Raw genomic sequence first — 24,386 nt, 5'->3', positions numbered from 1 at the left:
GGGTATGAATAATACGGCTGGTGATGCGCCGGAGGCGATCGACTGGTGTGTGCGTGCGCGTCGACTACAGAAACAGCAACTGCATCAGTTGGCGGAACAGGGGGCACTGGCAAGTCAGATAAGCGCTCTGGTGCATATGTTACAGTGCGAGCGCGGCGCGTCAAATATCTGGTTGTGCTCCGATGGCCGACTTTATGCCGCAGAATGCCGGGCGGGCGCCGCCCTGGTTGATGAACAACTTATACTCTTTTATGCGGCGCTGGCGCCGGCCCGTCGCTCAGCCAGCAGCGCGTTATGCTGGCGTATCGCCGGCGCGGTGTGGCATCTCGCGCGGCTGACGGCGTTGCGCGAACGCGTGCGCGAGCGGGGGATGACCGCCGAGGAGGCGACAGAGCAGTTCAGCCGTATTATTCGCCATTTGCTGAATATCGTCCCGCAGCTTAATGAGAGCATTGACGATCCGCAAATTGCCGGGCGAATGGTGGCGCTCTACAGCTTTATGCAGGGCAAAGAACTGACCGGACAGGAGCGCGCGCTGGGCGCGCTGGGCTTTGCTCGCGGAGAGTTTAGCGATGATCTACGTCAGCAACTGGTGGATCGCATTGATGGTCAGCAGCCCTGTTTCGACAGTTTTCAGGTTTTAGCCAATCCGCCGCAAACCACCCTGTTTATTGAACAGTGTCAGGCCAGTCTGGAAATTGAGCAGCTACGGCGTATTGCCTGCACCCGTCAGCCTCCGGCGGATGACGGTGAAACAGCGCTGCGCTGGTTTAGCGCCCAGACGCAGCGCCTGGAACTGTTGCGTGGAGTGGAAGAACTGCTGATTGTCGATTTGCTTAACGCCACCGATGCTCTGCTCAATGGCGAAGAACAGGATATTCAGATCCCGCCCGCTGACTGGCTGGATAGTGAGATCGGCGACGCTCATCGACTGGATAAACAGCTTTTACCCCTGGTGCGCCAGCAGGCCCATGAGCTGCAACAGCTCTCCGCCCAGCTTGCCTCTCTGAAAGATGCGCTTGAAGAGCGCAAGCTGATTGAAAAAGCCAAAAGCGTACTGATGGCCCACCAGGGGATGCAGGAAGAGCAGGCCTGGCAGGCACTGCGTAAAATGGCGATGGATAAGAACCAACGCATGGTTGAGATCGCCCGCGCGCTGCTGACGGTGAAATCATTATGGCAGTTACCCCAAAAGGAGTAGATGCACAATCCGTGGGCATTTGCTGCCAGTCAACGGTGCAATTTTAGCGACCGCCGGACCATTGCGGCGGTGAAAACCGCGGAAAATAGCGCGGTGCGGATCTGGCATCAGGTTTGCATTATACAAAACGAGTGAATAAAGGTTTTGGGCAACGAGCCAATGGCGGTTCGTATGTCCATGGATAAAGGCGTCCTGCAGTGCGTAAGCACTGCCGGACGCTTTTTTTTTGCGTTTCTGGAGCAGGTATGGGCGAAAAATTTACGATTTCACGGCGGCGTTTATTACAGGCTGGTGCCGCGCTGGGCGGTGCGATGCTGCTGCCCGGCATGATGCAGACGGCATGGGCGGCAGGCTCGGATAAGCCGGAACAGACCACCGTGCGGGTGGGGTTTATTCCGTTGACCGACTGTGCCCCCATAGCCATTGCCTCCCTGAAAGGGTTCGATAAAAAGTACGGTATTACGCTCGTGCCGAGTAAAGAGGCCAGTTGGGCGGCGGTGCGCGACAAGCTGATCGCCGGCGAGCTTGATGCGGCGCACATTCTCTACGGCATGCTTTACGGCCTTGAACTGGGGATCGCCAGTAAACCGCAGTCGATGGCGAATCTGATGACCCTTAACCGCAACGGCCAGGGGATTAGCCTCTCCAGCGAGTTACAGGAGAAAGGAATAACCGACCTTAGCGGGCTGAAAAAAATGATCGGCCAGAGCGCGCCGGGCACCTACACCTTTGCCCATACCTTTCCCACCGGCACCCACGCGATGTGGCTCTACTACTGGCTGGCGAGCGGCGGAATTAATCCGTTTGAAGATGTACGCACCGTTGTGGTGCCACCGCCGCAAATGGTGATGAACATGCGCATCGGCAATATGAGCGGCTTCTGCGTTGGCGAGCCGTGGAACGCGCGCGCCATTAATGACCGCATCGGTTTCACCGCCGCCACATCCCAGGATATCTGGCCTGAACATCCGGAAAAAGTTCTCGGTACCCGCAGCGAATGGGTTGAACGTAACCCGAATAGTGCCCGCGCGCTGGTGGCCGCACTTATGGAGGCGCAGCGCTGGATCGCGGCCTCTGCGGATAACACCCGTGAAACGGCGCGCATTCTTGCCAGGCGCGCATGGCTGAATACCAAAGAACAGTATCTCACCGGACGAATGCTCGGCGAATACGACAACGGACTTGGCCGTCACTGGCAGGATGCGCACCCGATGCGCTTCTACGCCGGGGGAGAGGTGAGCTTCCCGTGGCTCTCGGACGGTATGTGGTTTTTAACCCAGTTCCGCCGGTGGGGAATGCTGAAATCAGCGCCGGATTATCAGGCGGTGGCCCGGCGCATTAACCGAATTGACGTCTGGAAAGAGGCGGCACAGGCGGTAGGCGGTATTAGCACGCCGACGCAGTTGCTGCGTAGCAGTACGTTACTGGACGGTAAGGTCTGGAACGGGATTGACCCTGAGGGCTACGCCCGCAGTTTCGCGATTCAATATAAGGGGGCATGAGATGAAACACGCATACAAAACGCAACCGCAGGCCAGCGCTGAAAAAGCGTCCGGTGAAGTGATCGCCATGCCGCCGGTACAGGTTCGCAAAACCACGCCGCCGGTGAGCCGCTGGCTGAGCGATATCTTCCAGCGTCTGCTGCCGCCGCTGCTGGGGCTAGGATTACTGCTGTTGGGATGGCAACTGGCGGCGATGAACAGCAAAGGTTTTCCCACGCCGCTCAGCACTCTCGATTCCGCGATGACCATTTTCGCCGACCCCTTTTATCGGGACGGACCGAACGATATGGGCATCGGCTGGAACGTCCTGGCATCGCTGCAGCGCGTGGCGGTCGGATTTGGTCTCGCCGCGCTGGCCGGTATTCCGCTGGGCTTCCTGATTGGTCGCTCACTATTCTTCGCCCGCATGTTTAACCCGTTGATTGCGCTGTTGCGTCCGGTGAGTCCGCTGGCCTGGCTGCCTATCGGTCTGCTGTTATTCCAGAAAGCGGAACCGGCTTCCAGCTGGACCATTTTTATCTGCTCCATCTGGCCGATGGTGATTAACACCGCCGAGGGCGTGCGGCGTATTCCCGAGGATTATCTCAACGTGGCCAGAGTACTGCAGCTTTCCGAATGGACGGTGATGCGCAAGATCCTCTTTCCGGCGGTTTTGCCCGCGGTGCTGACCGGCGTTCGCCTCTCTATCGGGATCGCCTGGCTGGTGATTGTCGCCGCCGAAATGCTCACCGGAGGCTTAGGAATCGGCTTCTGGATCTGGAACGAATGGAACAACCTCAACGTAGAAAACATCATCATCGCCATCATCATTATCGGCGTGGTCGGATTACTGCTGGAGCAGGGGCTGATGTTGCTCGCCCGGCGTTTCAGCTGGCAGGAAAAATAAGGAGTCGCAGATGAAACCATTAATTCAGGTCCAGGCCGTCAGCCAGCGTTTCAATACCGCCAGTGGCGAATTTCTGGCGTTGCAAAACGTCTCTTTCGATATCTATGAAGGGGAGACCATCAGCCTGATAGGTCATTCCGGCTGCGGTAAATCAACCCTGCTGAATCTGATTGCCGGTATTACCCACCCGACGGAGGGCGGCTTGTTATGTGATAACCGCGAAATTGCCGGACCGGGGCCGGAACGCGCGGTGGTGTTCCAGAACCACTCGTTGCTGCCGTGGCTGACCTGTTTCGACAATGTCGCGCTGGCGGTAGACCAGGTATTCCGTCACAGCATGAACAAAGCCGAGCGCAGGGAGTGGATTGCGCACAACCTTGAGCGTGTGCAGATGGGACATGCGCTGCACAAACGGCCGGGTGAAGTCTCCGGTGGGATGAAGCAGCGCGTCGGCATCGCCCGCGCGCTGGCGATGAAACCGAAGGTATTGCTGCTGGATGAACCCTTTGGCGCGCTCGATGCCCTGACGCGGGCGCATTTGCAGGATGCGGTCATGCAGATTCAACAGTCGCTCAATACCACCATCGTGATGATTACTCATGATGTTGACGAAGCGGTGCTGCTTTCCGATCGGGTGCTGATGATGACTAATGGTCCGGCGGCGACGGTGGGCGAGATCCTGGACGTCAATTTACCGCGCCCGCGTAATCGTGTTCAGCTGGCGGATGATAGCCGCTATCACCACCTGCGCCAGCAGATCCTGCATTTCCTCTATGAAAAACAGCCGAAAGCGGCATAAGGGGACGGTAATGACGCGGCGACTGGTGATTATCGGCAACGGCATGGCGGCGACCCGACTGGCGCAGGCGCTGGCGGAGCGCGATGCGCAGCGGTTTAGCATCACCATTATTGGCGATGAGCCGTGCCAGGCCTATAACCGCATTCAGCTGTCGCCGGTGCTTGGCGGCGAGAAAATGGCTATCCAGACTCGGCTGCTGCCTGATGAGTGGTATCGGCAGCATGGCGTAACGGTACGTAACGGCGAATCGGTAATCGCGGTCGATATTCACGCCCGCTCGCTACAAACCACCGGTGGTGAACTTTTCTGGGATGAACTGGTGTTCGCGACGGGATCGCTGCCGTTTACTCCGCCCTTGCCGGGTGTTGAGCTCCCGCATGTCTTTGCTTTCCGTACCCTGGCGGACGTCGAGGGCATTCTGGCTATCGATGGCCCGGCGGTAGTGATTGGCGGCGGCGTGCTTGGCGTGGAGGCCGCTGCGGCGCTGAGACGTCATGGTGACAATGTCACTTTACTCCATCGCGGACGCTGGCTGATGGAACAGCAAACGGATGCGTTTGCCGGTGAGCAATTGCAGATACAGCTCGCGGAGCGCGGAATTCACTGCGTGATGGAAAGCCGTATTGCGGCGATTAATGCACATCAGGTGTTGCTGGAGGATGGCCGGGCGTTTGCTGCTGCGCGGGTGGTGCTGGCAACCGGCGTCCAGCCGAATAAGCAACTGGCCGAACGCAGCGGCCTGGCCTGTGGCCGCGGCATTATCGTCAACCGTCAGTTGGCTACCGCCCTGCCGGGGATCAGCGCCATTGGCGAATGCTGCGAAATTGACGGTCAGACCTGGGGACTGGTGGCGCCGTGCCTGCGTCAGGCCGAGGTGCTCGCCGAACGTTTATGCGGCGCTCCCGGCGAGGATTTCAGCTGGCAGGATAGCGGTACGCGGCTGAAAGTCACCGGTATTGAGCTGTTCAGCGCCGGCGATCTGCGGGCGGATGAACAGGATGAAATTTGCACCAGCTGGGACCCGCTGGATCGCCACTACCGTCGCCTGTTGCTGCGTGACGGCAAGCTGCGCGGCGTCCTGTTGCTGGGCGATTGCGCCAGCGCCGCGCCGCTCACCTCTCTGCTGGGGGAATACTCTTCCGCGCCGGCAGAGTGGCTCTTCAATCCATCTTCAACGATGCAGCCGCGTGCTGCGGGGCAAACGACAATGACAAAACCTGTTTTAGCGCTGGTCGGACACGGCATGGTCGGCCACCACTTTCTTGAGCAATGCGTCAGCCGTAACCTTCATCAACAATACCGGATTGTGGTGTTCTGCGAAGAGCGCTATGCCGCTTATGACCGGGTCCATCTCTCGGAATACTTTAGCGGACGCAGCGCGGAATCACTGTCGCTGGTCGAAGGCGATTTTTTTACCCGGCACGGCATTGAGCTGCGTCTGGGCGAGGCGGTCGCCAGTATTGACCGCGAGGCGCACGTTGTGCGCGATGTGTCTGGCCACGAAACGCACTGGGATAAGCTGGTGCTGGCGACGGGTTCTTATCCGTTTGTTCCGCCGGTGCCGGGTAATAATCTTGCTGGCTGCTTTGTCTACCGCACGCTTGACGATCTCGACCAGATCGCCGCTCGCGCCGCGCATTCTCGCCGCGGGGTGGTCATCGGCGGGGGGCTGCTTGGGCTGGAAGCGGCCAACGCGCTGAAGCAACTGGGGCTGGAAACCCATGTTGTCGAGTTTGCCCCGAATCTGATGGCGGTACAACTGGATAACGGCGGCGCGGCGATGCTACGCGAGAAGATTGGCGATCTGGGCGTTGGGGTACATACCAGCAAGGCGACGACGGAAATTGTCGAGAATGAGCATGGGTTGCAGTTGAACTTTGCCGATGGCGGCTCGTTAGTGACCGATATGGTGGTGTTCTCTGCCGGTATTCGCCCGCAGGATGCGCTGGCCCGCAACAGCGATCTGAAGACGGGTGAACGCGGCGGGATTTGCATCGACAATCAGTGTCGCACCTCCGACCCGGCTGTGCTGGCGATTGGCGAATGCGCCCTGTGGGAGAACAAAATCTATGGCCTGGTGGCCCCCGGCTATCAGATGGCACGTACCGCGGCGGCAGTGCTGGCAGGTGAAGAGGCCAGCTTCACCGGGGCTGACATGAGCACTAAACTGAAGCTGCTGGGCGTCGATGTCGCTTCTTTTGGCGATGCCCACGGGCGCACACCGGGCTGCCAGAGCTACCAGTGGTCCCACGGACCGGAGCAGATCTACAAAAAAATTGTTGTCAGCCAGGAGGGGAAAACGCTGCTTGGCGGCGTGCTGGTCGGCGATGCCAGCGACTATTCCACGCTGCTACAGATGATGCTTAACGGTATGGCATTGCCCGCACGCCCGGAAAGCTTAATCCTTCCGGCGCTGGAGGGCAGCGCGGCAAAAGCGCTCGGCGTGGCGGCGCTGCCGGACAGCGCGCAGATTTGTTCCTGTCACAACGTCAGCAAAGGCGATATCTGCCAGGCAGTGAGCAACGGCGCGAGCGATATGGCGGCGATAAAGCGCTGCACCAAAGCGGCGACCGGCTGCGGCGGCTGTAGCGCGCTGGTTAAACAAGTGATGGAGTATCAGCTTGCGGAGCAGGGTGTGGAAGTCAAAAAAGATATCTGCGAGCACTTCCCATGGTCACGCCAGGAAATCTACCACCTGGTGCGCGTCAACCATATCCGGACTTTCGACCAACTGATTGCCCGCTATGGTCAGGGGTACGGCTGTGAAATTTGTAAACCGCTGGTGGCCTCGGTGCTGGCCTCCTGCTGGAACGAATATCTGCTGAAACCGGCGCATCTGCCGCTTCAGGATACGAACGATCGCTACTTCGCCAATATCCAGAAAGATGGCACCTATTCGGTAGTGCCGCGCATGGCGGCAGGGGAAGTCACGCCGGATGGGTTGATTGCGATCGGGCAGATCGCCAAACGCTACCAGCTCTACAGTAAAGTGACCGGCGGTCAGCGTATCGATCTGTTCGGCGCGCGTCTGGAACAACTCCCGGCAATCTGGCGTGAACTGATGGAAGCGGGCTTTGAAACCGGCCACGCGTATGGTAAATCCCTGAGGACGGTGAAATCCTGCGTCGGCTCGACCTGGTGTCGCTATGGCGTACAGGATTCAACCGGTCTGGCGGTAACCCTTGAGCATCGCTACAAGGGCCTGCGCGCGCCGCACAAAATTAAAATGGCGGTCTCCGGCTGCACCCGAGAATGCGCGGAAGCCCAGGGGAAAGACATCGGCGTTATCGCCACTGAAAAGGGCTGGAACCTGTACGTTTGCGGTAATGGCGGGATGAAGCCGCGCCATGCCGACCTGTTCGCCAGCGACCTTGATGAACAGACGCTTATCCGCAGTATTGATCGCCTGCTGATGTTTTATATTCGCACTGCCGATCGTTTACAGCGCACCAGTACCTGGATGGATAATCTTGAAGGCGGAGTTGACTATCTGCGCGAGGTTATCCTCGACGACAGCCTCGGTATCGGCGAAGAGCTGGAGCAGGAGATGGCGCGGGTTGTGGAGAGCTACCAGTGCGAATGGCAAACCACGCTTAACGACCCGCAACGGCTGGCGCTGTTCCGTTCTTACGTCAATAGCGATGAGCCGGATGAAGCGGTGCAGCGGCAAACTCTGCGCGGTCAGCCGCAGTTAGCCCCTGTGACCGGACAAGGCGAACTGGCGCTGCCGTCTCGTCCCTGGCAGGCCATTTGCGATCTTGACGCCATTCCGCCGCAGGCGGGGATTGGTGCGCGGCTGGGTGAGCGACAGATTGCGCTGTTCCGTTTTGGCGATCAGGTTTACGCCCTTGATAACCGGGAGCCGGGCAGCGAGGCCAACGTGCTGTCGCGCGGCATTCTTGGTGACGCGGGCGGTGAACCGATTGTCATTTCGCCGCTGTATAAACAGCGTATTCGTCTGCGCGATGGCCGCCAATGCGACGGCAGCGAGCAGACGGTCCGCGCCTGGCCGGTGAAAGTGGAGAACGGTAAGGTGTGGGTTGGCAACCAGCAGTTGCTGGTTCGCGCGGAGGCGTCCTGATGACAGAAACCTGGACGACGTGCCCCTACTGTGGCGTGGGCTGCGGGGTTATCGCCAGTCTGAATGAGGATGGCAAGGTGACCGTGCGCGGCGATGAGCTGCACCCGGCGAACCTGGGCCGGTTGTGCGTGAAGGGCGCAGCGCTGGGGGAAACCGTGGGCCTGGCGGGGAGGCTGCTGGCTCCTGAAGTGGACGGCGAACGGGTGTCCTGGCCGCAGGCGCTGGCGGCGGCTGGTTCGCGCCTGCGGGAGATAATCGACCAGTATGGCCCGCAGGCGGTGGCGTTCTATGCCTCCGGTCAGCTACTGACCGAGGACTACTACGCCGCGAATAAGCTGATGAAGGGATTCATCGGCGCGGCGAACATCGATACCAATTCGCGGCTGTGTATGTCTTCGGCGGTCACCGGTTATAAGCGTGCGCTGGGCGCTGATGTGGTGCCGTGCAGTTATGAAGATGTGGAAAACAGCGATCTGGTGGTGCTGGTGGGCTCGAACGCGGCCTGGGCCCATCCGGTACTTTATCAGCGGCTGGTACAGGCTAAACGCGATAATCCGCAGATGCGGGTAGTAGTGATTGACCCCCGGCGCACCGCCACCTGCGATATCGCTGATATTCATCTGGCGCTGGCGCCCGGCAGCGACGGGGGGCTGTTTGTCGGCCTGCTTAACGCCATTGCCGCCAGCGGTGATATTGCCGGCGATTTCAGCGATGCGCGGCAGGCGCTGAAAATTGCGCAGGCGTGGGATAGCGAAAAAGTGGCGCAGTTCTGCGGTCTGCCGCGACAGCAGATTGACGCTTTTTATCGCGAATTTATCGCAGCGCCGCGCGCCATCACGCTCTACACCATGGGCATTAATCAATCCGCCAGCGGCAGCGATAAATGCAATGCCATTATCAATGTTCACCTGGCAAGCGGGAAATATGGCCGTCCGGGCTGCGGACCATTTTCGCTGACCGGTCAACCCAATGCGATGGGGGGACGTGAGGTGGGCGGGATGGCGACGATGCTGGCGGCGCATATGAATTTTACAGCCGACGATTTACAGCGTCTGGCACGGTTCTGGGGCAGCGAAAGGCTGGCGCAAACGCCGGGGCTGACGGCGGTGGAGCTGTTCAGCGCTATTGGCCGCGGCGAGGTGAAAGCCGTGTGGATCATGGGCACCAATCCGGTGGTCTCTCTGCCGGACAGCCATGCGGTCAGCGAAGCGCTGGCGGCCTGTCCGCTGGTGATCGTCTCCGATGTGGTCGCCGGTACCGATACCGGACGGTTTGCCCATATCCGTTTTCCGGCGCTGGCGTGGGGGGAGAAAAACGGCACGGTGACCAACTCGGAGCGGCGGATCTCTCGCCAGCGCGCGTTCCTGTCACCGCCGGGAGAGGCAAGAGCCGACTGGTGGATCATTGCCCGCGTGGCGCAGGCGTTGGGCTTTGGCGCAGCCTTTGCCTGGCGGCATCCTCACGAGGTGTTCCGCGAACATGCGGCGCTCTCAGGTTTCGAAAATAACGGCCAGCGGGCATTTGATATTGGCGGGCTGGCGGATTTGAGCCGCGAGGCGTGGGACGATCTGGCACCGGTGCGCTGGCCGGTAAGCCGCAGTCCGGCGCAGTGGAGCCTGCATTCGGGCTGGCATCGCGACGGTAAACTGCGGATGGTGCCGGTCGCCCCGCAGCCAACCCGGGCGGCGCTCGACGCATTTTATCCGCTGATCCTCAATAGCGGGCGGATACGCGACCAGTGGCACACCATGACCCGTACCGGCGCGGTGCCGCGACTGATGCAGCATATTGCTGAACCGGTGGTGGAGGTCGCGCCGCCGGATACGCAGCGCTATCACCTGCTGGAGGGCGAGCTGGCGTGGATCTGGTCACCGCATGGGGTGATGGTGGCCAAAGTGATTATCAGCGACGGGCAGCGTCCCGGATCGTTGTTTGTCCCGATGCACTGGAATAATCAATTTGCTCGCCAGGGACGGGTGAATAACCTGCAGTTTGCGGTTATCGACCCGCATTCCGGCCAACCGGAGAGCAAACAGGTCGCGGTCGCGATAGCCCCCTGGCTCCCGGCCTGGAAAGGGGAGCTTTTTTCTCGCCAGCCGGTTCCTCTGCCCGCATCAATACACTGGCGACGACGTGCCTTAGCGGGTATTACGCATCTGTCTCTGGCGGGGGATATCCACGCCCGTGAATGGCTTGTCGCCTGGTGCAGGCAGCAGGGATGGCAGATGCAGGTCGCCGAAGGCGGCAAGGTCTGGAATCTGCTGGCATGGCAAGAGGGCGAGCTGATGCTCGGCTGGTGGAGCGATGGGCATGAACCGTCCATCGACGCCGAATGGATTAGCGCCGCGTTTCGCACGCCGCCGCAAGATGCCGCCCAGCGTCATGCGTTATTGAGCGGTAGAAAGGGCGGGGATAGCGTGCCTCGCGGGCGTATTATTTGTAGCTGTTTTAGCGTCGGGGAACGGACGATAAATGAAGCTATCGCCGACGGCTGTCATACGCTTAACGGACTGGGCGCCAAACTGAAATGTGGCACCAATTGCGGTTCCTGTATTCCAGAGCTGAAGACGTTGCTGGCGGAAAATCTGGCGCGAACGTGAGATGAGCGTGATGACTCTCCAGCCTCTGGGGGGAGGCGCGGTTCCGTCGGGCGGCTACCGGCATGCGCAGGCTGCCCGCAATCAGCGATTCAGCATATTCCTGAAATCATCCTGAAAGCTGCGTAGGGTGACAAAAGACGATAGACTGCCGGTTTGTTGTCACCCTTCGTGAGTAGATGTAACCGATTTGATCGCTTTGTTGTTCCGCATAACCCCATATTTGTCATTTCTCCTGCTGCTGACAGGTACCGTCGCGCGCGCGCAGCAGAATAACCAGCCGGAGGTCAGTGCAGCGGATACGTTGCCGGACCTTGGTCTGGCGCCGCAGGTGGATGATGACGCAAAGCACTTTGCCGAGATGGTAAAAAAATTTGGCGAAGCCAGTATGAGTGATAAAGAGATGACCGCTGGCGAGCAGGCGCGGGTATTCGCCATCGACAAACTGGGGGATGAGGTCAGTCAGCAACTGGAGGACTGGCTCTCGCCATGGGGCAACACCAGTGTCGATCTGTTGATTGATAAAGAGGGGCATTTTACCGGCAGCAAGGGAAGCTGGTTTGTCCCCTTACAGGATAACGGTGACTTTCTCACCTGGAATCAATACTCGGTCACACAGCGCGACAGCGGACTGGTGGGGAATATTGGCCTCGGTCAGCGCTGGAGAATGGGCAACTGGCTGTTGGGCTATAACACGTTCTACGATCAGGCGCTGGATGACCACCTGGCGCGCGGCAGTATTGGCGCGGAAGCCTGGGGCGAGTCGATGCGTTTGTCCGCTAATTACTATCATCCGCTTGGTGGCTGGCAGCAGGGAAGTCGCCTGACTCAACTGCAGCGTATGGCGAGCGGCTACGATGTGACGGCTCAGGCGCGGCTGCCATTTTATCAGTACGTTAATACCAGCGTCAGCGTGGAACAATATTTTGGCGACAACGTCGATCTGTTCGATTCGGGAACCGGATATCATAATCCGATAGCGTTGTCGGTCGGCCTGAATTACACGCCTTTTCCGCTGGTCACGGTCACCGCCAAACATAAGCAAGGTGAGAGCGGTATCAGTCAAAACGATGTGGGGTTGAAACTCAATTATCGCTTTGGCGTCCCGTTAAAACAGCAACTGGCGGCTGATGAAGTCGCCGTCAGACGCGCGCTGCGCGGAAGCCGCTACGATCCTCCGGAACGGGATAACCTGCCGGTGATGGAGTATCGTCAGCGCAAAACCCTGGCGGTTTATCTGGCCACGCCTCCCTGGGATCTTCGGCCGGGAGAGACGGTACAACTGAAGCTACAAATTCGTAGCCTGCACGGTATTAAGTCTCTGAGCTGGCAGGGAGATACCCAGGCGTTAAGTCTGACTTCGCCGATAGAGGCCAGTAGTCCGGATGGCTGGAGCGTGATTATGCCACGCTGGAACAGTGACGCCGGCGCGGGCAATCTCTGGCATCTTTCCGTGGTGGTAGAGGATAAAAAAGGTCAGCGCGTCTCATCCAATGAGATCACCCTGGCGCTGACGGAGCCACTGGAGAGCTTACCTGCAGATGGCGTTTCGTGGCAGCAGACGCCCTAGAGCACGCGTTCCTGATGGACCCAAACCGCCGCTTCTACCCGCGATTTTAATTTCATTTTCTTCAGCATATGTTTGACGTGCACCTTGACGGTGCTTTCGGTGATATCCAGGCGGCGGGCGATCATTTTGTTCGGCAGACCCTGAGCAATCAGCTTAAGAATGTCGCGCTCGCGCGGTGTTAACTGGCTAATGTCGCGCTCGGAGGTGGCGCGATTAGCCCGCAGGCTGGCTGCCAGCACCGGCGTTAATGCTTCGCTGAGCACCATTTCGCCCGCCGCCGCCTGTTGCAGCGCTTTCAGCAGATCTTCCGGCTCCATATCTTTCAACAGGTAGCCGTCGGCGCCGCGTTTCAACGCGGTCACGACATCTTCTTCATGGTTGGAAACGCTAAATACCACCACGCGACCGGAAAGCGCTTTTTCGCGCAGCTTGTCCAGAGTTTCGAGGCCGTTCATCCCCGGCATATTGAGATCCAGCAGAATCAAATCCGGGTCCAGGGACTCCGCCATCGCGATACCCTGTTCGCCGTTACTGGCTTCACCAATCACCTGAATATCCGGTGCCATACTGATAAGCTGTTTGACGCCGGTACGCAGCATCGGGTGATCGTCAATGAGAAGGATGGTTGCTCGTTCCTGTTGACTCATAGCGTTCTCCTTATTGGATTGAAAACGATTTTTCAGGGATAAAGGTGACCACCACTTCCGTGCCGCCGGTTTCCCGACGCTGCACCTGACAGTCTCCGCGTAGGCTCTGAGCGCGATCGCGCATAATGATTAAGCCGTAATGGTTGCTGCGTTCCGCATTCTCCGGTACCCCGCGGCCGTTATCGGCCACCACCAGCCGGACCTGATTATCCTTTAGCGTTACCGTAACGCTGACTTCTGTGGCATTGGCATGCTTGAGGGCATTGCTTAGCGCCTCGCGGGCGATTTGCAGCAGGTGGATAGCCTGGTGCGAGGGCACAAAACGCGGCGGTAGTTGATAATCCAGTCGCACTGTAAAGCCGAAATGGGCGCTGTACTCCTGACAACTGGCTTCCAGCGCCGGGCGCAGACCGGTGTCGGTTAACTGCAGACGGAAGGTTGTCAGCAGTTCCCGCAGCTGTGCCCATGAGGTATTCAGTTCATTACGGATTTGCCCCAAAAGCTGGCGACTCTCTTCCGGTAGCCTGTCACCCTGCATCTGCAGGCAACTGACCTGCATTTTCATACAGGAGAGCGATTGGGCGATGGAGTCATGCAGTTCGCGGGCGATAGTCGCCCGTTCCTCCATCACGATAAGCTGCTGCTGGCGCTCCTGATGCCGATCGAGGGCCAGGGTCCCGGCGATCTGCTCAACTAACGTATCGACCAGTTGCTGCTGATCGTGGCTCAGGTGAAGACCGGTAGGGAGGGTAGACAGCAGAATACCATATTGATTATGGGCATCCGACAGTCGCCATTTTAATGTGGTGCCGACATTGGGCAACGCCGGCAGGTCGCGCGGGCAGAGATAGCAGCCTCGGTCATCGCACTGAATGTCGGAGTGGCAGGAAAACTCCTGATGGTTATCTTCATCTTCGAGATCGTAAACCCGGACTTCAATATCGCGCAGCGGGGTTAACCCTTGCAAACCGTTAAGCACGGGCGAGATACGTTCGCAGAGTGGGGCGTTCGAATGCAGACGGCGGTTGGCTTGCCACAGGAATGCGAGGATCTCATTTTTTTGTTCAAGTCCGGCGGTTTTTTCCTGTACCCGCCGTTCAAGCACCGAATAGCTCTCGGCCAGTTCTTCCGACATATTATTCAGCGCCATACCCAGCGTCGCCATTTCGTTGCGTCCGCCAATTTGCGCACGCTGGGTAAAATCGCGCTGGCTCACCGCGCGGGCCATCGCCAGCAGCTGTTTCCAGGGGCGTAACAACCGGGCGCGTAGCCAGACGATAGTGAACGCCAGCAGTAGCGCCATGCCGACAGCCATCAAACGCTGGGTCCAGACAACCTGCTTTATCCGCTCTTCGGTGGTGTGATCGAAAGCGGTGACCAACTGATCTATGCGGTTGACAAAACCGGCAACGTTCGCCGCTACCGTCGCCTGATGCTGCGCACGGCGCATTTCCGGCGCCAGCTCCAGTTGCCAGTAGCGCTGTAAAGCCTGAAGCTGTTGCTGCTGATCGTCATGGCGCGCGGCGTACTGCAGTTCCGGACTGAAGACCGTCGCCGTCATTTCATCCAGCAGTTTTTGGTCATCGGCGTGCAACGGTACCGCCGCCAGCAGGCGATAGCTCTGCATACGTAGCGAACCGGCTTTATTAATGGCGTGCGCGCTGCCCTGAACGCCGTGCACCAGGCGAGAGGAAATCGCCATTCCGGCAACACCTATCACCGCAACCAATAAAACGATCAACGCGAGCTGATTCACCAGCGTTAGCGGCGTAAAAAGACGTTTCAACATGGCAAAATGGCTCCTGATCGGCCAGTCATCCGGGCGTGTGGCTTATTCTCGGACATCCTCTGGAGTATACCCATACCCCAAAAGGATTACCCCTTAATTGTCAGTCTTTGATAGCCTGGTGGCACGCATTTGTGGAATGACAGCAGCCGTGTGATAAAACACACTTTTTTGCGCAGAAATAGCTACTCATTAGGGAGGATGTGCTTTTTTTAGCGAATTTCTCGCCCGCTTTTGCTTTGATTTATATCAACTTACCGCCGCCGGTAACCCATAAGGTAGCCAGGGTTAATATGAATCATCAGAGGTGTCTATGAGTCACTCTTCAATCCCGGAGAAGACTAACAGCCCAGTCATTAGCGACTGGCGTCCTGAAGATCCTGAGTTCTGGCGGCAGCGTGGTCATCGTGTCGCCAGCCGCAATCTGTGGATCTCCGTTCCCTGTCTTTTACTGGCATTCTGCGTCTGGATGTTGTTCAGCGCCGTCGCCGTCAATCTGAATAAAGTCGGTTTTCAGTTTTCAACCGATCAGTTATTTATGCTGACCGCGCTACCCGCGTTGTCCGGCGCGCTTCTGCGCGTGCCCTATGCTTTTATGGTCCCGCTGTTCGGCGGCCGTCGCTGGACTGCATTTAGTACCGGGATCATGATCGTCCCCTGCGTATGGCTGGGCTTCGCGGTACAGGATACCGCGACACCCTTTAGCGTATTTGTGATTATCTCCCTGTTGTGTGGCTTTGCGGGGGCGAACTTTGCTTCCAGTATGGCCAATATCAGCTTCTTTTTTCCGAAACAGAAGCAGGGCGGCGCGTTGGGTATCAACGGCGGCCTCGGCAATATGGGGGTCAGCGTGATGCAACTGGTCGCTCCTCTGGTGGTATCTCTGTCGATTTTCGCCATCTTTGGCGGGAGGGGCAGCGAATTACCGGATGGATCAACGCTGTATCTGGAAAACGCGGCGTGGATTTGGGTACCGTTTCTGATTATCTTCACCCTCGCGGCGTGGTTCTTTATGAACGATCTGTCGGCGTCGAAGGCTTCTCTTCGCGAACAGCTCCCGGTGCTGAAGCGTGCGCATCTGTGGATTATGGCACTGCTCTATCTGGCGACCTTCGGTTCATTTATCGGCTTCTCCGCAGGCTTCGCGATGTTGTCGAAGACCCAGTTTCCTGATGTTCAGATCCTTCATTACGCCTTCTTTGGGCCGTTTATTGGTGCGCTGGCGCGTTCCTGCGGCGGCGCGATCTCCGACCGTCTGGGTGGAACCCGCGTGACGCTGGTGAACTTTGTGTTGATGGCAATCTTCTGCGGCCTGTTATTCCTGACGCTGCCATCTCACGGCGAGGGCGGTAATTTTATTGCCTTCTTCGCGGTATTTATGGTGCTGTTCCTGACCGCCGGGCTGGGAAGCGCCTCTACCTTCCAGATGATCTCGGTTATCTTCCGTAAAATGACCATGGATCGCGTGAAAGAGCAGGGCGGCAGCGACGCGCAGGCGATGCGTGAAGCGGCCACCGACACGGCGGCTGCGTTAGGCTTTATCTCGGCGATTGGCGCTATCGGCGGCTTCTTTATCCCGAAAGCGTTTGGTATTTCACTGGATCTCACCGGTTCTCCGGCCGGAGCGATGAAAGTCTTCCTGGTGTTCTATATTGCCTGCGTGGTGATTACCTGGGCCGCTTATGGGCGGAAGCAGAAATAATTTTTTGCCTATTTTCATTCAAGAGCGCAGAAATATTTGCGCTCTTTTTTTGAGGTATTAATTAGTTACAACATACTATTTGTTTTGAATTATTTTATACCGTACTTAAATCACAAAGAAATTACCCACTATGACATCTACCACTTAATACCCAGAGGAATAATAAACCTCTATTGATAGCAATGTTTTTAAATAAAAAGCCATATTAATCATATAGATAAAGAATATAAATAGATACTACCTTGGTGGTAATGGTTATTTTTGACCATCTTTATAAGCTATTTCGCCTTGATCGTTATCAATTCCCGACCGCCTTCATAGCGTTACCGTCGCAGCTAATTCAGCAATGTCGATTTATCAGAGAGCCATCAGGCTCCACACAGGAGAAACCCGATGAGTAAATTCCTGGACCGGTTTCGCTACTTCAAACAGAAGGGCGAAACCTTTGCCAATGGGCACGGCCAGCTTCTCGAAACAAACCGGGACTGGGAGGATGGATACCGCCAGCGTTGGCAGCATGACAAAGTCGTGCGTTCAACCCACGGGGTAAACTGTACCGGCTCTTGCAGCTGGAAAATTTATGTGAAAAACGGTCTGGTCACCTGGGAAACCCAGCAGACAGACTACCCGCGCACCCGCCCGGATATGCCGAACCATGAACCTCGCGGCTGCCCGCGCGGCGCGAGCTACTCCTGGTATCTCTACAGCGCAAACCGCCTGAAATATCCGCTGATGCGTAAGCGCCTGATGAAAATGTGGCGTGATGCGAAAAAACTGCACAGCGATCCGGTAGACGCCTGGGCTTCCATCATCGAAGACGCCGATAAAGCAAAAAGCTTCAAACAAGCGCGTGGTCGTGGTGGCTTCGTTCGTTCTTCCTGGCAGGAAGTGAACGAACTGATTGCGGCATCCAACGTTTATACCATCAAAAATTACGGTCCCGATCGCGTAGCGGGCTTCTCGCCGATTCCGGCGATGTCGATGGTCTCTTACGCATCCGGCGCGCGTTACCTGTCTCTGATCGGCGGGACTTGCCTGAGCTTCTACGACTGGTACTGCGACCTGCCGCCTGCGTCTCCGCAGACCTGGGGCGAGCAGACGGACGTACCGGAATCCGCTGACTGGTACAATTCCAGCTACATCATCGCCTGGGGCTCTAACGTTCCGCAGACCCGTACCCCGGATGCCCACTTCTTTACTGAAGTGCGTTACAAAGGCACCAAAACGGTTGCCGTTACGCCTGACTACGCTGAAATCGCCAAACTGTGCGACCTGTGGCTGGCGCCGAAGCAGGGGACTGACGCCGCGATGGCGCTGGCGATGGGCCACGTCATGCTGCGTGAATTCCACCTTGATAACCCGAGCCAGTATTTCACCGATTACGTCCGTCGCTATACCGACATGCCGATGCTGGTGATGCTTGAAGAACGCGACGGTTACTATGCCGCTGGCCGTATGCTGCGTGCCGCCGATCTTATTGACGCGCTGGGTCAGGAAAACAACCCGGAATGGAAAACCGTTGCCATCAACACCCGCGGCGATATGGTTGCGCCGAACGGTTCTATCGGCTTCCGCTGGGGCGAGAAAGGCAAATGGAACCTCGAACAGCGTGACGGTACGTCAGGCGAGGAAACCGAACTGCAACTCAGCCTGCTGGGTAGCCTGGACGATATCGCAGAAGTGGGCTTCCCGTACTTTGGCGGTGAAGGCACTGAACACTTCAACAAAGTCGAGCTGCAAAACGTTCTGCTGCACAAGCTGCCAGTGAAACGCCTGCAACTGGCGGACGGAACCACCGCACTGGTGACTACCGTTTACGATCTGACGATGGCGAACTATGGCCTGGAACGCGGTCTGAACGACGAAAACTGCGCAACCAGCTACGACGACATTAAAGCCTATACTCCGGCGTGGGCAGAGCAGATAACCGGCGTACCGCGTGCGCAAATCACCCGTATCGCCCGTGAATTTGCGGATAACGCCGATAAGACGCATGGCCGTTCAATGATCATTGTTGGCGCCGGTCTGAACCACTGGTATCACCTCGATATGAACTATCGTGGGCTTATCAACATGCTGGTGTTCTGCGGCTGTATCGGTCAGAGCGGCGGCGGCTGGGCGCACTATGTCGGCCAGGAAAAACTGCGTCCGCAGACCGGCTGGCAGCCACTGGCGTTTGCTCTTGACTGGCAGCGTCCGGCGCGTCACATGAACAGCACCTCCTGGTTCTATAACCACTCCAGCCAGTGGCGCTACGAGACGGTTACCGCGCAGGAACTGCTGTCGCCGATGGCGGATAAATCCCGCTACAGCGGTCATCTGATCGACTTCAACGTGCGTGCTGAACGCATGGGCTGGCTGCCGTCTGCGCCGCAGTTGGGCACTAACCCGCTGTACATCGCGCGTGAGGCGGAAAAAGCCGGGATGACGGCGGTGGATTACACCGTGAAATCGCTGAAAGAAGGCTCGATTCGTTTTGCGGCGGAGCAGCCGGAAAACGGGAAAAACCACCCGCGTAACCTGTTTATCTGGCGCTCGAACCTGCTGGGTTCATCCGGTAAAGGGCATGAGTACATGCTGAAGTACCTGCTGGGTACGGAAAACGGTATTCAGGGCAAAGATCTGGGTATGCAGGGCGGCGTGAAGCCGGAAGAAGTGGAATGGCGGGATAACGGTCTTGACGGCAAACTGGACCTGGTGGTGACGCTGGACTTCCGTCTGTCGAGCACCTGCCTGTACTCCGACATCGTACTGCCGACCGCCACCTGGTATGAAAAAGACGACATGAATACCTCGGATATGCATCCGTTTATTCACCCGTTGTCTGCCGCCGTTGACCCGGCCTGGGAATCGAAAAGCGACTGGGAAATCTATAAAGGCATCGCGAAGAAATTCTCTGAAGTCTGCGTGGGACACCTTGGCAAAGAAACCGATGTGGTGACGCTGCCGATTCAGCACGACTCCGCTGCCGAACTGGCGCAGCCGCTGGACGTGAAAGACTGGAAAAAAGGCGAATGCGACCTGATCCCAGGTAAAACCGCGCCGCACATCATTCCGGTGGAACGCGACTACCCGGCGACGTATGAGCGCTTTACCTCTATCGGCCCGCTGATGGAGAAAATCGGCAACGGTGGCAAAGGCATCGCCTGGAACACTCAGAGCGAAATGGATTTGCTGCGTAAGCTCAATTACACCAAAGCTGAAGGCCCGGCAAAAGGCCAGCCGATGCTGAATACCGCGATTGATGCCGCCGAGATGATCCTCACGCTGGCGCCGGAAACTAACGGCCACGTAGCGGTGAAAGCCTGGGCGGCGCTGAGTGAGTTCACCGGTCGCGACCATACGCATCTGGCGACCAATAAAGAAGAAGAGAAAATCCGCTTCCGCGATATTCAGGCGCAGCCGCGTAAGATTATCTCCAGCCCGACCTGGTCTGGCCTGGAAGATGAACACGTCTCTTACAACGCCGGTTATACCAACGTTCACGAGCTGATTCCGTGGCGTACGCTGTCTGGCCGCCAGTCCCTGTATCAGGATCATCAGTGGATGCGTGACTTTGGCGAAAGCCTGCTGGTTTACCGTCCGCCAATCGACACGCGTTCAGTGAAAGCGGTGATGGGTGAGAAATCTAACGGCAACCCGGAAAAAGCGCTCAACTTCCTGACGCCGCACCAGAAGTGGGGTATCCACTCCACCTACAGCGACAACCTGCTGATGCTGACGCTGTCGCGCGGTGGGCCGATTGTCTGGATGAGCGAAACCGATGCCAAAGATCTGGGTATTGAAGATAACGACTGGATCGAGGTCTTTAACAGCAACGGTGCGCTGACGGCACGCGCGGTGGTAAGCCAGCGTGTTCCGGCTGGGATGACCATGATGTACCACGCGCAGGAACGTATCGTTAACCTGCCGGGTTCAGAAATTACCCAGCAGCGCGGCGGTATTCACAACTCGGTAACCCGTATCACGCCGAAGCCGACCCACATGATCGGCGGCTATGCGCAGCTGGCCTACGGCTTTAACTACTACGGTACGGTCGGTTCAAACCGCGATGAGTTTGTTGTGGTGCGTAAGATGAAGAACATTAACTGGTTGGATGGCGAAGGCAATGACCAGGTACAGGAGAGCGTAAAATGAAAATTCGTTCACAAGTCGGCATGGTGCTGAATCTCGATAAATGCATCGGCTGCCACACCTGTTCAGTGACCTGTAAAAACGTCTGGACCAGCCGTGAAGGTATGGAATACGCCTGGTTCAATAACGTGGAAAGTAAGCCTGGCGTCGGTTTCCCTAACGACTGGGAAAACCAGGAAAAATGGAAAGGCGGCTGGGTCCGTAAAATTAACGGCAAACTGCAACCTCGCATGGGCAACCGCGCGATGCTGCTGGGTAAAATCTTCGCTAACCCGCATCTGCCGGGCATTGATGATTACTACGAGCCGTTTGATTACGACTACCAGAACCTGCATACCGCGCCGGAAAGCAAGCATCAGCCGATTGCGCGCCCGCGCTCGCTGATCACCGGTCAGCGGATGAACAAAATTACCAGCGGTCCGAACTGGGAAGAAATTCTGGGCGGCGAATTTGAAAAACGCGCCAAAGACCAGAACTTCGAAAACATGCAGAAGGCGATGTACGGCCAGTTCGAAAACACCTTCATGATGTATCTGCCGCGCCTGTGCGAGCACTGCCTCAACCCGGCGTGCGTGGCGACCTGCCCGAGCGGCGCCATCTACAAGCGTGAAGAGGACGGCATCGTCCTGATTGATCAGGACAAATGCCGCGGCTGGCGTATGTGCATCACCGGTTGCCCGTACAAGAAGATCTACTTCAACTGGAAGAGTGGGAAGTCCGAGAAGTGTATTTTCTGTTATCCGCGTATTGAAGCGGGTCAACCGACCGTATGCTCCGAAACCTGCGTGGGTCGTATCCGTTACCTTGGCGTGCTGCTGTATGACGCCGATGCGATTGAAAGCGCAGCCAGCACGGAGAACGAGAAAGATCTGTATCAACGCCAACTGGATGTGTTCCTCGACCCGAACGATCCGGCGGTCATTGAACAAGCGCTGAAAGACGGCGTTCCGCAGAGCGTTATTGATGCGGCGCAGCAGTCCCCGGTTTACAAAATGGCGATGGACTGGAAGCTGGCGCTGCCGCTGCACCCGGAATACCGTACGCTGCCGATGGTCTGGTACGTGCCGCCGCTGTCACCGATTCAGTCTGCGGCGGACGCAGGTGAACTGGGCAGCAACGGCATCCTGCCGGACGTGGAAAGCCTGCGTATCCCGGTTCAGTACCTGGCGAACCTGCTGACCGCAGGCGACACCCAGCCGGTACTGCTGGCGCTGAAACGTATGCTGGCGATGCGTCACTACAAACGTGCGGAAACCGTTGACGGTAAACTGGATACCCGCGCGCTGGAAGAAGTGGGTCTGAGCGAAGCGCAGGCGCAGGAAATGTACCGTTACCTGGCAATTGCGAACTATGAAGACCGTTTCGTTATCCCTAGCAGCCATCGTGAGCTGGCGCGTGAGGCGTTCCCGGAGAAAAGCGGTTGCGGCTTTACGTTCGGCGATGGTTGCCACGGTTCAGATACCAAATTCAACCTGTTCAACAGCCGCCGCATTGATGCCATCGATGTGAGCAGCAAAACGGAGCCGCACCAATGATTGAACTCGTCATTGTTTCGCGTCTGCTCGAGTACCCGGATGCTGCCTTATGGCAGCATCAACAGGAACTTTTCGATGCACTCGCGTCATCCGAAAACCTGGATAAAGAAGATGCCCAGAGTCTGGCGGTTTTCCTGCGCGATCTCACTGCGCAGGAGATGCTGGATGTACAGGCAAGCTACAGCGAACTGTTTGATCGCGGTCGCGCCACGTCGCTATTGCTGTTTGAGCATGTTCATGGTGAATCCCGCGATCGCGGCCAGGCAATGGTCGATTTGATGGCGCAGTACGAGCAGCACGGCCTGCAACTCGACAGTCGTGAGTTGCCTGACCATTTGCCGCTGTATCTGGAGTATCTGGCGCAGTTGCCGAAAAACGACGCGCTTGGCGGCTTGCAGGACATCGCGCCGATTCTGGCGTTGCTGGGCGCACGTCTGCAACAGCGGGAAAGTCGCTATGCGGTGCTGTTCGATCTGCTGCTGAAGCTGGCTAATACCGTTATCGACAGCGACAAAGTGGCAGAGAAAATTGCGGATGAAGTCCGTGACGATACCCCGCAAGCACTGGATGCCGTCTGGGAAGAAGAACAGGTGAAATTCTTTGCTGAGCAGGGTTGCGGTGAGTCGGAGATTTCCGCTCACCAGCGTCGTTTTGCCGGGGCTGTCGCTCCGCAATATTTGAATATCACCACCGGAGGACAGCAATAATGCACTTCCTGAATATGTTCTTCTTTGATATCTACCCGTACATTGCCGGGTCAGTGTTCCTGATTGGCAGCTGGCTGCGCTATGACTACGGTCAGTACACCTGGCGTGCGGCTTCCAGCCAGATGCTGGATCGCAAAGGGATGAACCTGGCTTCGAACCTGTTCCACTTCGGTATTCTGGGGATCTTCGCGGGTCACTTCCTGGGGATGCTGACGCCGCACTGGATGTACGAAGCGTTCCTGCCGATTGAAGTGAAGCAGAAAATGGCGATGATTGCCGGCGGCGCCTGTGGCGTGATGACGCTGGTCGGTGGCGTACTGCTGCTTAAACGCCGTCTGTTCAGCCCACGCGTGCGTGCAACGACCACGGGAGCGGATATTTTGATCCTTTCTCTGCTGGTGATTCAGTGCGCGCTGGGACTGCTGACTATTCCGTTCTCTGCGCAACATATGGACGGTAGCGAAATGATGAAACTGGTGGGATGGGCGCAATCTGTGGTGACGTTCCACGGCGGCGCGTCTGAGCATTTAGAGGGCGTAGCGTTCATTTTCCGCCTGCACCTGGTGCTGGGGATGACGTTGTTCCTGCTGTTCCCGTTCTCGCGCCTGGTTCACATCTGGAGCGCGCCGGTCGAGTACCTGACGCGTAAGTACCAGGTCGTGCGTGCCCGTCGCTGATATGGCTTTGCGTGCGGCTAAACCCTGCTTCGGCAGGGTTTTTTTATGTCTGTCTGCCGGATGGCGGCTGCGCCTTATCCGGCCTACGATCGGACATAACATGTGGTTATGCGATCATCCAGGCCCGGTAAACGGAGTGCCACCGGGCAAAATATGGAGTACAGGAATTTGAACCTTAGTCGAAGTTTCTCATCCTTCCCTGTGAGGGCAGAATATGGGGCAAGGTTGTTAAAAGTAGTTTGTGTGCTTTCAGGAAGTAATGGTGGTGGGGGAAGGATTACTCGGCGCGTTGCACCTCGCCCTTCGGGTCGTTGCCTTCGGCAACGCTTTCTCGCTTCCGCTCGAATCGAACCTTAGTCGAAGTTTCTCATCCTTCCCCGTGAGGGCAGAATATGGGGCAAGGTTACTAAAAGTAGTTTGTGTGCTTTCAGGAAATAATGGTGGTGGGGGAAGGATTACTCGGCGCGTTGCGCCTCGCCCTTCGGGTCGTTGCCTTCGGCAACGCTTTCTCGCTTGCGCTCGAATCGAACCTTAGTCGAAGCTTCTCATCCTTCCCCGTGAG

At 57.4% G+C, this 24,386-nt stretch carries 14 protein-coding genes and 2 other RNA genes; 12 read left to right on the top strand and 4 right to left on the bottom strand.

Translation table 11 applies throughout. The annotated features are described in order from the left end of the window. Positions 1-4 precede the first annotated feature (4 nt). The 7 genes from nasR to ABK821_RS10720 all read left to right on the top strand — a co-directional run bounded on the left by nasR (position 5) and on the right by ABK821_RS10720 (position 12,636). On the top strand, positions 5-1,201 hold the full coding sequence (gene nasR, locus ABK821_RS10750) for a nitrate regulatory protein NasR (RefSeq protein WP_138360336.1): 1,197 nt from the start codon (positions 5-7) through the stop codon (positions 1,199-1,201). 245 nt (positions 1,202-1,446) lie between these two features. After that, positions 1,447-2,703: a CmpA/NrtA family ABC transporter substrate-binding protein gene (locus ABK821_RS10745; protein ID WP_138360337.1), complete on the top strand. Its 1,257-nt coding sequence runs from the start codon at positions 1,447-1,449 to the stop codon at positions 2,701-2,703. A gap of 1 nt (position 2,704) precedes the next feature. Then, positions 2,705-3,589, top strand: coding sequence for a nitrate ABC transporter permease (gene ntrB, locus ABK821_RS10740; protein WP_138360338.1), 885 nt, complete (start codon positions 2,705-2,707; stop codon positions 3,587-3,589). 10 nt (positions 3,590-3,599) lie between these two features. Continuing rightward, positions 3,600-4,388, top strand: a complete 789-nt coding sequence (locus ABK821_RS10735; protein ID WP_138360339.1) for an ABC transporter ATP-binding protein — start codon at positions 3,600-3,602, stop codon at positions 4,386-4,388. A 10-nt stretch (positions 4,389-4,398) separates the two neighbouring features. Next, positions 4,399-8,469 carry a nitrite reductase large subunit NirB gene (nirB, locus tag ABK821_RS10730; RefSeq protein ID WP_343178671.1) on the top strand — a complete coding sequence of 1,357 codons (4,071 nt, stop codon included), beginning with the start codon at positions 4,399-4,401 and terminating at the stop codon, positions 8,467-8,469. Next, the gene (locus tag ABK821_RS10725) at positions 8,469-11,069 is read left to right on the top strand and encodes a molybdopterin-dependent oxidoreductase (protein ID WP_395033939.1); all 2,601 of its coding nucleotides are present in this window, start codon (positions 8,469-8,471) and stop codon (positions 11,067-11,069) included. The genes nirB and ABK821_RS10725 overlap by 1 nt, the downstream gene beginning before the upstream one ends. Positions 11,070-11,256: 187 nt before the next feature. Further along, positions 11,257-12,636 (top strand): YchO/YchP family invasin, encoded by a 1,380-nt coding sequence (locus ABK821_RS10720; RefSeq protein ID WP_343178669.1) that lies wholly within the window; start codon positions 11,257-11,259, stop codon positions 12,634-12,636. On the opposite strand, the gene narL is transcribed toward ABK821_RS10720, so the two are convergent. Continuing rightward, a complete protein-coding gene (gene narL / locus ABK821_RS10715; RefSeq protein WP_138360342.1) occupies positions 12,633-13,283 on the bottom strand; it encodes a two-component system response regulator NarL in 651 nt (216 codons plus the stop codon). The genes ABK821_RS10720 and narL overlap by 4 nt on opposite strands. 10 nt (positions 13,284-13,293) lie before the next feature. After that, positions 13,294-15,072, bottom strand: coding sequence for a nitrate/nitrite two-component system sensor histidine kinase NarX (gene narX / locus ABK821_RS10710; RefSeq protein WP_343178668.1), 1,779 nt, complete (start codon positions 15,070-15,072; stop codon positions 13,294-13,296). Between the two features lie 310 nt (positions 15,073-15,382). Between narX and ABK821_RS10705 the strand changes: the two genes are divergently transcribed. From ABK821_RS10705 to narI, 5 genes are all read left to right on the top strand, one after another. Beyond that, positions 15,383-16,771, top strand: coding sequence for a NarK family nitrate/nitrite MFS transporter (locus tag ABK821_RS10705; protein WP_142501432.1), 1,389 nt, complete (start codon positions 15,383-15,385; stop codon positions 16,769-16,771). Between the two features lie 393 nt (positions 16,772-17,164). Further along, positions 17,165-20,908, top strand: a complete 3,744-nt coding sequence (locus tag ABK821_RS10700; RefSeq protein ID WP_343178667.1) for a nitrate reductase subunit alpha — start codon at positions 17,165-17,167, stop codon at positions 20,906-20,908. Beyond that, positions 20,905-22,440 carry a nitrate reductase subunit beta gene (gene narH, locus ABK821_RS10695; RefSeq protein ID WP_012132185.1) on the top strand — a complete coding sequence of 512 codons (1,536 nt, stop codon included), beginning with the start codon at positions 20,905-20,907 and terminating at the stop codon, positions 22,438-22,440. The genes ABK821_RS10700 and narH overlap by 4 nt, the downstream gene beginning before the upstream one ends. Beyond that, entirely contained in the window at positions 22,437-23,147 is a 711-nt protein-coding gene (narJ, locus tag ABK821_RS10690) for a nitrate reductase molybdenum cofactor assembly chaperone (protein ID WP_012132186.1), read from the top strand. The genes narH and narJ overlap by 4 nt, the downstream gene beginning before the upstream one ends. Next, the gene (gene narI, locus ABK821_RS10685) at positions 23,147-23,824 is read left to right on the top strand and encodes a respiratory nitrate reductase subunit gamma (RefSeq protein WP_012132187.1); all 678 of its coding nucleotides are present in this window, start codon (positions 23,147-23,149) and stop codon (positions 23,822-23,824) included. Before narJ ends, narI begins: the two co-directional genes overlap by 1 nt. A gap of 260 nt (positions 23,825-24,084) precedes the next feature. Here the strand turns inward: narI and ABK821_RS10680 are convergent. Together ABK821_RS10680 and ABK821_RS10675 are read right to left on the bottom strand one after the other, a co-directional pair. Next, positions 24,085-24,216: non-coding RNA, RtT sRNA (locus tag ABK821_RS10680), on the bottom strand. A 46-nt stretch (positions 24,217-24,262) separates the two neighbouring features. After that, positions 24,263-24,386, bottom strand: a non-coding RNA gene (locus ABK821_RS10675) — RtT sRNA; the annotation flags it as partial.

This window comes from Klebsiella sp. KE9456 (genome assembly GCF_043832615.1).
Taxonomy (GTDB): domain Bacteria; phylum Pseudomonadota; class Gammaproteobacteria; order Enterobacterales; family Enterobacteriaceae; genus Klebsiella; species Klebsiella indica.
The sequence above is the reverse complement of the archived record's forward strand: the minus strand, read 5'-3'. Positions and strand labels throughout refer to the sequence as shown.

What these genes read in the sequence shown, in the direction of transcription:
- ntrB (WP_138360338.1), top strand. Translation starts at nt 2,705, where the DNA reads ATGAAACACGCATACAAAACGCAACCGCAGGCCAGCGCTGAAAAAGCG.
- narX (WP_343178668.1), bottom strand. Translation starts at nt 15,072, where the DNA reads ATGTTGAAACGTCTTTTTACGCCGCTAACGCTGGTGAATCAGCTCGCG.
- ABK821_RS10725 (WP_395033939.1), top strand. Translation starts at nt 8,469, where the DNA reads ATGACAGAAACCTGGACGACGTGCCCCTACTGTGGCGTGGGCTGCGGG.
- narL (WP_138360342.1), bottom strand. Translation starts at nt 13,283, where the DNA reads ATGAGTCAACAGGAACGAGCAACCATCCTTCTCATTGACGATCACCCG.
- narI (WP_012132187.1), top strand. Translation starts at nt 23,147, where the DNA reads ATGCACTTCCTGAATATGTTCTTCTTTGATATCTACCCGTACATTGCC.
- nasR (WP_138360336.1), top strand. Translation starts at nt 5, where the DNA reads ATGAATAATACGGCTGGTGATGCGCCGGAGGCGATCGACTGGTGTGTG.
- ABK821_RS10705 (WP_142501432.1), top strand. Translation starts at nt 15,383, where the DNA reads ATGAGTCACTCTTCAATCCCGGAGAAGACTAACAGCCCAGTCATTAGC.
- ABK821_RS10700 (WP_343178667.1), top strand. Translation starts at nt 17,165, where the DNA reads ATGAGTAAATTCCTGGACCGGTTTCGCTACTTCAAACAGAAGGGCGAA.
- narH (WP_012132185.1), top strand. Translation starts at nt 20,905, where the DNA reads ATGAAAATTCGTTCACAAGTCGGCATGGTGCTGAATCTCGATAAATGC.
- nirB (WP_343178671.1), top strand. Translation starts at nt 4,399, where the DNA reads ATGACGCGGCGACTGGTGATTATCGGCAACGGCATGGCGGCGACCCGA.
- ABK821_RS10735 (WP_138360339.1), top strand. Translation starts at nt 3,600, where the DNA reads ATGAAACCATTAATTCAGGTCCAGGCCGTCAGCCAGCGTTTCAATACC.
- narJ (WP_012132186.1), top strand. Translation starts at nt 22,437, where the DNA reads ATGATTGAACTCGTCATTGTTTCGCGTCTGCTCGAGTACCCGGATGCT.
- ABK821_RS10745 (WP_138360337.1), top strand. Translation starts at nt 1,447, where the DNA reads ATGGGCGAAAAATTTACGATTTCACGGCGGCGTTTATTACAGGCTGGT.